This is a genomic window from Jannaschia formosa (assembly GCF_003340555.1).
In the GTDB taxonomy this organism is placed as follows: domain Bacteria; phylum Pseudomonadota; class Alphaproteobacteria; order Rhodobacterales; family Rhodobacteraceae; genus Jannaschia; species Jannaschia formosa.
This window is the reverse complement of the sequence record NZ_QPLJ01000047.1, coordinates 1-11037: the sequence shown is the minus strand read 5'-3', so window position 1 is coordinate 11037 and position 11037 is coordinate 1. Positions and strand designations below refer to the sequence as shown.

Below are 11037 nucleotides of genomic sequence, written 5' to 3'. Positions count from 1 at the left end.
GCTGCTGGATGCTGTTCCTGCCGGCCTACTCGCCCGACCTGAACCCGATCGAGATGGCCTTCTCCAAGCTGAAAGCCCACCTCCGCCGCATCGGCGCGCGGACCTACGATACGCTCATCCGGGCGCTCGGCGATATCTGTGGCATCTTCGATCCCGAGGAGTGCTGGAGCTTCTTCAAAGCAACAGGATACGCGTCATGCTAAAAGCAAAACGCTTTAGCCGAAGGATAATAGATCGACAATCGAACGGAGTCGATCAAGGGTTCGACACAAATGCCTGCTCGGTCACCTGCCTGCTGATCGATGTCAGTTCTTGGCCTGTCGCGACATCCCACAGCCGGGCGGTGCGGTCATCCGCCCCCGTGGCCAGCCGCGTCCCATCAGGCGAGAAGGCGACGGAGTTCACCAAGCGTCCGTGCCCCTCCAGGGTTGCGAGCAACTCGCCCGTGGCCGCGTCCCACAGCCGGGCGGTGCCGTCATCCGCCCCCGTGGCCAGCCGCGTCCCGTCAGGGGAGAAGGCAACGGAGAACACAAAGCTCCCATGCCCTTCCAAGGTGGCGAGCGGCTCGCCCCTGGCCGGGTCCCACAGCCGGGCAATACCATCCTCCGACCCCGTGGCCAGCCGCGCCCCGTCGGGCGAGAAGGCGACGGAGTATACTGTGCCCTCGTGCCCCCTTAGGGTGGCGAGCGGCTCGCCCGTGGCCGCATCCCACAGCCGGGCGGTGCCGTCCATAGACCCCGTGGCCAATCGCGCCCCGTTGGACGAGAAGGCGACGGATCGTACCGCACCCCCATGCCCCCTGAGGGTAGCCAGCTGTTCGCCCGTGACCGGGTCCCACAATCGGACGGTGCGGTCGTCCGACCCCGTGGCCAGCCGCGCCCCGTCGGGCGAGAAGGCGACGGACCGTACCCAGTCCCCGTGCCCTTCCATGGCAGTCAGCGGTTCGCCCGTGGCCGCGTCCCACAGCCGGGCGGTGCCGTCCGCCGACCCCGTGGCCAGCCGCGCCCCGTCGGGCGAGAAGGCGACGGAGAGGACCCCGGCGTTGTTCCCCTTCAGGGTGGCCAATGGCGCGCCCGTGACCGTGCCCCATAGCCGGGCGGTGGCATCCCACGATCCCGTGGCCAACCGCGCCCCGTCGGGCGAGAAGGCGACGGAAAGTACTCTGCCATCATGGCGTATCCTGGCTAGGGGCCAACCCACCGGCACTCTGACCCTCGCGCGTCGCGGGTCCGGGTCGGGGTGGCCGACGAGCAGGCGGCCGAACGGATCATCTCCGTCGAGACCTTCGGCATAGCGCGACAGGCTGTCCTGGCGCGTCGTTCCGATCACCCAGCCGGCTTCGGGAAGCTGCATATCAGTCTCGCTCCAGATCGGCTCGGCCGGGCGGTTCGGGTCGAGCACTGATCTCGCGTCCCAGGCCTCGAAGGCCTCAACGGAGGGCGCCAGCCGTTCGGAGAACGGCTCGACGAAGGCCGAGGCGCTGCCTAGCACAACGATCCGTTGGCTCCGCCGCGTGCCCGAGAGCGACTCGATGCTCATGGGCTCCGGAGTCGCTCCGGACCGGGAAGGGCGCGCCACGATCGCTCGTGGATCGCCCCAGAAGTCGAAGGCACGCGCCTGCACCCCGTCCTCCCGCAAGCGCGCCACCGCCAAGTGGTGAAGATCGGCGAGATGATCGCGCAGTCCACTGCGCTCGATCAGCACTAGGTGTTCGGGTAAGGCGAGACGATCGCCGCGGACGGGAGTGAGGAGGCCAGCATGTCGGATCGTGCGCTCGATCGTACGCCGGGCATCCAGTCGTCGAGACGGCACAGGGATGTGCCGGCGCAGTGCCTGTGCGGTGGCGCGGAACGGCTCAGTCCGAAACAGGTGCGCGTCCGGATCCTCGATCTTCGCGAGGCTACGGCCGTCGCGGACACCATGATCCTCCAGTCCAATCGTACCGAGACGGCTCCTGCGCCGCCGACGTAGCCAGGATCCCGTTGGGATCGCGATGAATGGCAACGTGGTCAGCGCGATTTGCCAAAGGTGAACCTGCTCGACCCGGGGATCCGGCGTCTCAACAGGCTGCGCCCAGTACGATCGCGTCGGCAGCTCAAGCTGAAGGCTCGGATAGGGCTCTCCCTGGGCAGGCGTCCTCCTCTCCCCGGGGCTCTCGGGTCCCGACGTTTCTGGGGAGGGCGGCAACACTGCCCAAATGAGCAACATCATGGCGAGTGCCGCGGTGGCTCCAATCGCCCCTAGCAATGCTGGCCGGCGTGTTGGCTCCAACTTCCCCATCGCAGCTGTCGGCGGGGCCCTCGGCTCCTCGGCACGCAGAACGGCGTTCAGCCGCATGCGGATCGTTTCCGTTGACTGACGGTCCGTTGCAAATACCGGAGTTAGGCGGGCGGCCAGTTGCTGACCGGTCAAGCTTTCGACAACGGCATCCGCATGCAGCGCAACGGCGGCCTCGAGCTGATGCAGGTCAAGGCCGAACTCTGCCCGCATTGCCATGAGCAGCTGCCAGAAGCGATCCGCCGACGGGAGGACATAACCCGGCATCTTCAAGCCGAAATGTTTAGGAGGTACTCGGCGTTCTGGCGATCCTCCTGCGTCTTCAGCAACGTCAATGCGGCGAGCGGCTTCCATCTCGTTCCGGTCAACTCGTCATCCGCTTTCCACCCCTCTTCCCTGAGCAGCATCACGAAGCTGATCAGTTCGGCCAAGCCAGGCTTCTTCCTCGGCGAGCGTTCCCGGATCGCCGCGAACAGTACCTCGACGGATCGGAAGAGCGCGTCGGACGGCTGGCTGCCGCGGAACACCCGCATTTCGATGATCCGCCGCAGTCGAGCGCCGGTAGGCGTCTCGATGTGGTGATAGACACACCGGCGCAGGAACGCGTCGGGCAGGGAGCGCTCCGAATTGCTGGTACAGATGATAATCGGCTGGTGCTCGCTCTGGGCGACGATCTCCACCGGGGCGCCGCCGCCGGTGTTGAGTTCCGGTATCTGGAAGGAGACGCGCTCGCCCGTCAGCCGGCCGAGCAGGTCGTTAGGCACGTCGCGGGGCGCCTTATCGATCTCGTCGAAGAGCACGACGTCGCGGCTCGGGGCGATAGGGTCGCACCTCGCGCCTTCGCCATTTCGGTTGCCCAGAAGTGCGTTGCGGAGATCCGCGGTCTTCTCGGGGTCGGAGCCGCGGAGGATCGCCTCGCCGAGGCCTTGCAGCGTCAGGTAGGCCGCCGGCCGCTCGTCCCCGTCGCGGTCCCGGAAGCGGCCGACGTCGTCGTAGGTGTAAAAGAGATCGCGCAACTCCATGTTGGAGCGGCCATCGACCCTCAGGGCGCGCAAGCCGCGCTTGAGCCGCCACGTAATGTGGTCTGCGAAGGTGGACTTGCCACAGCCCGGCTCCCCAGTCAGCAGCAAGGGCTGGCCCAGCAGGATCGCCACGCTCGCGGCCTCCAGAAGTTCCGGGTCGGCGTCGTAGAGCGCCGGGTCGTCCGCGCCGGCCAAGAGCGGCATCGGAAGCTCTGCCTCCCGGGGATCATCGCCCCGGTGCTCTGCTAGCGACCAGCGCGTCAAGCGGCCTCCGTCTCGCGCCAGTGTTGATATTCTTCCCGCGCGTGCCGGGTCACTGAGCTTTGGACATCGTGAAAGTAGGCGCCCAGCATCAACTTTTCGTCGTAGTAGTTGGCCAAAGCGGACCTCAAGGAACTAAAGACATCTGCACGCTTCGTCTCGTGTCTACTGATACGCATCAGGTTGACCACGTCTTCCGCCCAGGAAACGATGTCGTGCGAGTAGATCAGCGGCGGACGATCGAGGATGACGTGGGCGTCCCCCTTCAGATCCTCCAGCAACTTCACGATCCGGCATGTTTCGTTGTTGCTGAGCTCCTCGCCTTCGAACTCGACGAACGTGATAAGGATATGGCCTGACGGTAGCACGAGGCGGGCGTGCTGGTCCGCGAAGGTCTGTAGGCTGTGCCGGAGTTCTTCGCATTTCTTCTCGGTGGGAAACTGGCGATGCGTCATCAGCTTAGTGCGCGTAATCATGAAGTGCTCGGTTCCATGCTGGGCCGAGCCTTCTTCATGAAGACCCCGCGCCCATAGCTCCTCCTTTAACTTGGCGATCAAGGCTTTTCCGTTGTCCACGGTCCAGTCGACCTCGGAAATATGACTTAACTCCTGAACGCGCCACTGGTGCCGGCGATAAGCCTCAAACTGCGATACCCGTTCGTAGATGACGCTCAGGCCGTCACGGTAACACGCTGTGGTCAGCACGAGGAGAGGCTTCTTCGAACCCTGCGAGCGGAAATCGTCGAGCGCTTCGAAGATGTGGTCGATGTGCGTCTTGCGATCCAAGAACATGGCCGCGTTGTCGATAACGGCTTTCCTAGCTGGCACAGGCAGGGCCACCGGAGCATCCCCCACCTTATCGTGGTAGCTCTGCGGGGTGCCCGGCGTCCTGGACCCAAAAATCTGGGCCGCCAATCCTTTCAGCGAGATCACGTTTGCTACCACCCGGTGCTCGTCTATGATGGGATTAACATTGCCAACGCAGTGGAGCCTTGTCGAGTGACGGACGCCGGCACATCGCCAGAAGAGGAGATCGAGGCGCTGCGCACCGCGTTGGGGCCGTTCGGGTTCCAGTGGCTATGCGCCTGCGCCGTGTATCCGGCGCTCCAGTTCGGCCTCTCGGTCCATCTCGGGCGTCGGCTGGCACAGGCGGTCAGGCGGCCCGAGCCCGACGGGGACGAGCACCGCGCCCTGTTTCGCCACCGATGGTTCCGCCAGGGCTTCATCCCGCGCGTGCGCCGCCGGCTTCTGGTCCAGCGCATTGACCCCGCCCTCGAGAGGGTCGTCAGAGAGGCAATCTTCGAGATGCTTGACCGTCTGGCGTCTGCGGAGGGGGGCAGCCGGCTGCCGCTGAGGCGGCGACCGGACCTGTGGCGGCGTCTAACAGATGCCCTCCTCACGGACGACACGGAGCGCGGTCCGCTGATGCGGCGGCTCGCCCGCGCGGTTCTCCCGCCGGAGCCACAGGACGGTGACCGCGTCTACGTCGCGTTCATGACCGGTGGGCGGGTGCAGCCGGAGGACCTGAAGCTGCCTCCGAGCTTAGCGCGGCGGTTGCGCCTGACCCTGCGGCGGGCGCTCGGGGTGGACGTCCTGCTGACGGGAGGTGCCACGTTGCTGGCCTGCGCCGGCTGCGCCGCGCTGGCCTTCGGCCCGCTGCCGCAGCTGGTCTATCCGCCCGACGTCCTTCGGGTGCTCTCGGTCGAGGGGGACGGTGCTCTGCTTCCGCCGCGCAGGGCGGAGGCGATCCTGGACTGGTCCGACTGGGCGACGGTGGCCACCTTGGAAGGACACGGGGACTGGGTGCGCTCTATCCCCTTCTCGCCCGATGGGGCGCGGCTGGCCACGGTATCGGCGGACGGCACCGCCCGGCTGTGGGATGCGGCCACGGGCGAGCCGCTGGCCACCCTGGAGGGGCACGGGGAGTCGGTGCGGTCCCTCGCCTTCTCGCCTGACGGGGCGCGGCTGGCCATGGGATCGGACGAAGGCACCGCCCGGCTGTGGGATGCGGCCACGGGCGAGCCGCTGGCCACCCTGGAGGGGCACGGGGAGTCGGTGCGGTCCCTCGCCTTCTCGCCTGACGGGGCGCGGCTGGCGACGGGGTCGGTAGACGGCACCGCCCGGCTGTGGGACGCGGCCATGGGCAAGGCGCTGGCCACCCTGAATGGGCACAGGTGGCCGGTTTCCTCGGTCGCCTTCTCGCCCGACGGGACGCGGCTGGCCACGGGGTCGGACGACGGCACCGCCAGGCTGTGGGACGCGACCACGGGCGCGCCGCTGGCCATCCTGGAGGGGCATCGGGATCGGGTGCGCTCCGTCGCCTTCTCGCCCGACGGGGCGCGGCTGGCCACGGGGTCGGCGGACGGCACCGCCCGGCTGTGGGACGCAATCACGGGTGCGCCACTGGCCACTCTGGTGGGGCATCGGGATCGAGTGCGGTCCGCTGCCTTCTCGCCCGACGGGGCGCGGCTGGCCACGTGGTCGGACGACGGCACCGCCCGGCTATGGAACGCTGCCACGGGCGAGCCGCTGGCCACCCTGGAGGGGCACGAGCACTGGGTGTGGTCCGTTGCCTTCTCGCCCGACGGGACGCGGCTGGTCACGGGGTCGGACGACGGCACCGCAAGGCTGTGGGACGTGCCCACGGGCGAGGCGCTGGCCATTCTGGAGGGGCGCGAGGAGGGGGTGCGGTCCGTTGCCTTCTCGCCCGACGGGACGCGGCTCGCCACGGGGTCGGCGGACGGCACCGCCCGGCTGTGGGCACCTTTAGTCCGTGATGTCAACGCGGAGGACTTTCTGGGCGAGTGGGTCAATATCGACCCGGACCCCGGGGACATCACGCGCATCGAGGTCGCCGCCGCTGCCGGCGGGACGGCCGGGGCGTTGCTAGTCCAAACCTACGGCTCGTGCTCCCCCACGGACTGCGTCCAAGACTCTGTCATCGTTGAGGATGACATCGAGGACGGCGTAGTCGACTATACGCGCGGCGACGGCTTTGCAATCTCCGACGCCACCCTGATCCTGCCGCAACCCGACCGACTGGTCCTCAGGGAGAGGAGGCGTTTCACGGACGGGTCGAACCGCGAGGATCGTGAGAACGCCACCGTGTTCGAGCGACCCGCGGCCGATGATCCCGGCTTGGAAGAGGGCGGCGCACCATCAACCATCTACTCTCTTTGTCAGTGGCTTCCAGTCTGCTGATGATCTTCGGGGACAACGCCATCGAGAAGCCGGAGCTGGACCGGCTGGACCGGACCCGGGCAGCCAAGGCGCTGTGCGCGGTGCTCGACAATCCCTCCGTCGAGACGCCGCTCACCATCGGTGTCTTGGGCGGCTGGGGCACCGGAAAGACGAGCCTGATGCTGCTGCTGAAACATGAGCTTCGGCGCGATGCGCTCGCCCGGGGAGGCGCGCGCGATGTCAGCTTGTGGTTCGACGCCTGGACCTACGCCCGCCAGGAGCACAGCCTCTGGCGGGCCCTGCTGCTGAACATCACTGCTGGCCTGCGCAAGGCCGAGGGCCTGACGACCGACCCGTTGCCCGAGCCGAAGAAGAAGCTGCGCGACAAGCTGGATGAGCTTGAAGACAGCCTCTACCGCTCCCAGGTCCTGCACGAGAAGGGCGATCCGCGCGTCAACTGGGGCGCGGCCCCGCCGCTGCTAGCCGACTTGGCGTTGCGGGTGGCCACCGCGGGGCTGTCCGACGCCGCGACTGGGGGCAAGGGCCCGTTCGTCCGCTTCAAGGAGCTCGTCACCGGCGAGGACGCGCGCGAGGCGGTCGCGCTGATCGAGCGCGAGCAACGCGAGCGCTACGTCGCCGAGGTTCGCTCGCTTGACCAGTTCCATCGCGCCTTCCGCGATGCGCTCGCCCTCGCTGGGATCGGAAAGGATCGCCGGATGATCCTGTTCGTCGACGACCTCGACCGGTGCCTACCGGAGGACGCGGTCTCGGCCATCGAGGCCATCAAGCTGTTCCTGAACCAGGAGGGCTGCGTGTTTGTTTTGGGCATGGATCCCGATGTGGTCGAGACAGGTATCGGCGTGCGCTATCGCGGCGGCGGGACCGAGCTGCCCTTCGAACCGTCCGACTACCTCGACAAGGTGATCCAGCTGCCATTCCGCCTGCCTGCGCCCGCGGCTGAGCGTATCGCGGGGCTGGTGGACGACTTGGCGCAACAGGACCCTACGGGCGTGATCGACGATGTGCGAACGATCGCCTTGGCGTTTATCCCGCCCAACCCCCGCTCCTTAAAGCGTGCACTCAATGTGCTGCTGCTGGCAGCGCAGTTGGAGGGCTCGACGGCCCACGATGCGCGCAAGACACGTCGCGAGCGCTTGGCCAAACTCATCGTCCTCCAGATGTTCCACCGCAAGGCCTACCGGCTGGCAACGCGATTTGGCCCATCATGGCTGAAAGCGATCGAGGACGCGGCGCAGAAGAGGGGAAAACTGCCGGATGGGGCAGATCATTTGCTGGCTGACGAGACGCTGACGAAGCTCCTGCGATCGGAGCCGCATTTCGGAGCCATCGACGATAGCGAGCTGACGGGGTTGCTCGGATTGACCGAGATTGTTCGTGCGGGCGGGCATCACGACGGAGACTAGAAGTAGTCCTCCGGGGGTCACGGCATCATGCTGACCTCGCGCATGGCATTCACTCAACGGGACGTTTAGATTTCCCAAACCGCCTCTGACTTTACTGTCGAGGCCGACGACGCGTGCGTGTTCTGAGCCAATGTGAATACTCACGACTGGAGTGCGCCCCTGTCCGCCACCACGATCTGCTGGCTCGCCGGATCGAAGCAGTACGTAGATCCGGAGGCACCGCGCCGGGTCGTGGGTGTTGCCGTCCTTCTTCAGGTGCCAGGTCTTCGCGGGAGACGGGCGCGGGCGTCGCGGTCACCAGGGCCCTCCCGGAGCATCCCGACGCGCTATGACGGGCTACAGGGCCCGCTGGCACTGATCTCCGAAAGTCCCCGGAACGGCGCCCTCAGGCGGGGCCGTCGTTCCCCGATCCTCCGGCAACCCTCTGGAGCGAACGGTTCGGGGCCTTGACCGCAGGCCCGCGATGCGAAGGAGATCAGGAGGATAGCGAAAGGGAACCCATGATCCAGGTTGCGGATATCGACGCCTTCCAGACGGAACTGCGCATCACCTATCGGGGGGAGACCTACCTCGCGCGAGACAATGGTGCGGTGCTGCGCAGGGCCAGGGAGGGCAGGCGCATCCGGCCGCTCGACGAGACGTGGACCTTCGGCAACCCGTTCACCGAGGAGGAGACGCGGGCGCTCTCTGAGATCATCGCGGCCTTCAATGATCGGCACGGGACGGACTTCAGCGAGGAGGATTACGTCCGCTTCGAGGCGGCCCGCGCCGACATCGTCGCCGACGAGGATTGGGCGGCGCGGCTGCGCAACAACGCGCCGGGCGACGTGCGGCCGCATTTCGACACGGAGTTCATGCGCCGCGCGATCCAGGCGTTCCAGCGCGACAACGAGATGCGCAACGCCTTCCTCACGGACGAGGAGGCGCGCCGGATGCTGATGGACCTGATGTTCCGGAGGGCGGTGCGGGAGGCGGGTGAGGCCGCGTGAGGAAAGCGACCAGAAACCAACCGGGTCAGGATGGAGAGACATCGTGCCGAGGAAGCTGACGCAGGAAGACGTCCTGGGCCGGTTTCGGTCCGCCCATGGCGACCGGTACGACTACTCGCAAACCGCCTACGTCAACTCGGGCGAGAAGGTCACCGTGATCTGCCGGGAGCATGGACCTTTCCACGTTTTGGCCGGCCATCACATGAAAGGGACTGGATGTCGGAAATGCTACTTCGACAGCCAGAAGATTACCCGGGAAGACTTTATCAAGCGGTCTCAGGCGCACCATGGTGAGCGATATGACTACGGCCTCGTGCCCGATCCTTTCCCGGGAACCCAAGCGAAAGTGTCCATTCGGTGCCGCGAGCACGCCTGCGAATTCGAGCAAGACGTCAGCGCTCACATGGGCGGCCATACTGGCTGCATGGAATGTCGCTCCGAGATTGGCCGCGGATCGAAGAATGCTCACGGCGAACGGATCACGGTTGCGGAAGCGACCGCTTTGTTCGTCGAGCGCGCGAGGGAGGCCCATGGAGACCGCTACGACTACTCAGGGACGGTCTATCGAAGCCTTCGGGATCCCGTTACGATCCACTGCCCCGATCATGGTCCCTTTCACCACGACCCGGCCAACCATCTTAGGGGCAAGGGGTGCAAGATCTGCGCCAACGAGGCGAAGGGCAAGGGAAGCCTCAAGGAGAGGTGCAAGGAACTCGGCCTCAACTACTGGCGCATCCAGAAGCGCGTCTTGGCCGGTATGCCAGAGGAGAGAGCCCTGCGGGAAGGTTTCGTCCGTGCAGACCGGGAAACGGCCACTGCCTTGACCGTCCACGGCACATTCTACCCCAATATCGAGGAAGCGTGCCGACAGCTTCAACCGAAGGCCTCACCTACGACGATCGCCCGGTGGGTCAGGGAAGGTCTATCGCCGGAAGAAGCCTTCAATAGAGACCCGAAGCCAGGCTTCGCGGGGGGCACCATCTACAAGGTGACGCAACTATCGACAGGAAGGTCGTACATCGGACAGACCGTGCAGAAACTCGATGATCGATGGGCCTCCCACGTCCAGCAGGCGAGGAACGAATCAATCTCCTCCGACGCATCCCTTCATCATGCCATAAGGGAGTTCTGTGCCGACGACTTCGAAATCGAACAAATCGACGTCGCAGACTCTCCTGAGACACTGAGGCGCCTTGAGAGAGAATGGATTGACCGCTTCCAGACTCTCGCTCCCGATGGATTCAACCTCAACCGCGGCGGCTCGACCGGCGGCTCATTGAAAAAGCCATGCGACGTAGACGGAAAGCGCTTCGAAAGCCAGAAAGCGGCGATCAAGTATGTCATGGAGACACGGAATATCAGCAGGTCGGCTGCTGCCAAGCGGCTTCAGATGGGGAAGCTGGACGTGAAGGCGCCTGCGAAAAAGGGGGAGTCTCGCGTCAAGACGAAGGAGTACAAGGCCTGGTCAGGCATGAAGGACGCTGTCAGCCCCCGGTCGAAGTATTTCCTTCCCGGTGTAGATCTGCATCCCGCATGGAGAGCCGATTTCGATGTCTGGCTGAAAGACGTCGGCATGGCCCCGTCACCGAGGCACCGCTTCGTCAGGATCGACAAGCGTCAGGGATTTGTTCCGGCAAATTGCGCCTGGATGACACCGAAGGAGGATATGGAAGCACGCAAGGCTTCAGGGATGACCCTTTTCAACGGGGTAAAGCCTCTCCACGTCAGAAACTGTGAAAACAGAAAACTGTAGAGAATCTCCATTATCTAGGCCGTGTTGACAAAACGTCGGATCCACAAGCGGATGCATGCGATGTCGACGAAGCCGAGGAAGCTGGTGGCGGTCTTGTCGTAGCGGATTGCCACGCGGCGACTGTTCTTGAGC

General features: G+C 65.5%; 8 protein-coding genes and 1 pseudogene. 5 read left to right on the top strand and 4 right to left on the bottom strand.

The window, feature by feature from the left end:
* A partial coding sequence (locus DR046_RS22125) for a transposase (RefSeq protein ID WP_209313643.1) occupies nucleotides 1–203 on the top strand: 203 nt, incomplete at its 5' end.
* 52 nt (nucleotides 204–255) lie between these two features.
* Here DR046_RS22125 and DR046_RS22120 read toward each other — a convergent pair.
* Genes DR046_RS22120 through DR046_RS22110 form a run of 3 tightly spaced genes read right to left on the bottom strand, consistent with a single transcriptional unit; the run spans nucleotide 256 to nucleotide 4492 of the window.
* Entirely contained in the window at nucleotides 256–2544 is a 2289-nt protein-coding gene (locus tag DR046_RS22120; RefSeq protein ID WP_115384530.1) for a WD40 repeat domain-containing protein, read from the bottom strand.
* A gap of 2 nt (nucleotides 2545–2546) precedes the next feature.
* Complete coding sequence (locus tag DR046_RS22115; protein ID WP_115384529.1) at nucleotides 2547–3503, bottom strand: AAA family ATPase; 957 nt, start codon at nucleotides 3501–3503, stop codon at nucleotides 2547–2549.
* A 56-nt stretch (nucleotides 3504–3559) separates the two neighbouring features.
* Complete coding sequence (locus DR046_RS22110; RefSeq protein ID WP_135227378.1) at nucleotides 3560–4492, bottom strand: hypothetical protein; 933 nt, start codon at nucleotides 4490–4492, stop codon at nucleotides 3560–3562.
* 66 nt (nucleotides 4493–4558) lie between these two features.
* Between DR046_RS22110 and DR046_RS22105 the strand changes: the two genes are divergently transcribed.
* The 4 genes from DR046_RS22105 to DR046_RS22090 all read left to right on the top strand — a co-directional run bounded on the left by DR046_RS22105 (nucleotide 4559) and on the right by DR046_RS22090 (nucleotide 10905).
* Complete coding sequence (locus DR046_RS22105; RefSeq protein ID WP_115384527.1) at nucleotides 4559–6760, top strand: WD40 repeat domain-containing protein; 2202 nt, start codon at nucleotides 4559–4561, stop codon at nucleotides 6758–6760.
* On the top strand, nucleotides 6760–8163 hold the full coding sequence (locus tag DR046_RS22100; protein ID WP_135227377.1) for a KAP family P-loop NTPase fold protein: 1404 nt from the start codon (nucleotides 6760–6762) through the stop codon (nucleotides 8161–8163). Before DR046_RS22105 ends, DR046_RS22100 begins: the two co-directional genes overlap by 1 nt.
* A 500-nt stretch (nucleotides 8164–8663) precedes the next feature.
* Nucleotides 8664–9152, top strand: a complete 489-nt coding sequence (locus tag DR046_RS22095) for a hypothetical protein (RefSeq protein WP_115384525.1) — start codon at nucleotides 8664–8666, stop codon at nucleotides 9150–9152.
* Between the two features lie 43 nt (nucleotides 9153–9195).
* Nucleotides 9196–10905, top strand: coding sequence for a GIY-YIG nuclease family protein (locus DR046_RS22090; RefSeq protein ID WP_115384524.1), 1710 nt, complete (start codon nucleotides 9196–9198; stop codon nucleotides 10903–10905).
* A gap of 14 nt (nucleotides 10906–10919) precedes the next feature.
* On the opposite strand, the pseudogene DR046_RS22085 reads toward DR046_RS22090, so the two are convergent.
* Nucleotides 10920–11037 (bottom strand): annotated as a pseudogene (locus DR046_RS22085) (IS5/IS1182 family transposase); the annotation flags it as partial.

Excerpts from the sequence above, each read along its gene's own strand:
- DR046_RS22115 (WP_115384529.1), bottom strand. The coding sequence starts at position 3,503 with ATGCCGCTCTTGGCCGGCGCGGACGACCCGGCGCTCTACGACGCCGAC.
- DR046_RS22095 (WP_115384525.1), top strand. The coding sequence starts at position 8,664 with ATGATCCAGGTTGCGGATATCGACGCCTTCCAGACGGAACTGCGCATC.
- DR046_RS22100 (WP_135227377.1), top strand. The coding sequence starts at position 6,760 with ATGATCTTCGGGGACAACGCCATCGAGAAGCCGGAGCTGGACCGGCTG.
- DR046_RS22120 (WP_115384530.1), bottom strand. The coding sequence starts at position 2,544 with ATGCCGGGTTATGTCCTCCCGTCGGCGGATCGCTTCTGGCAGCTGCTC.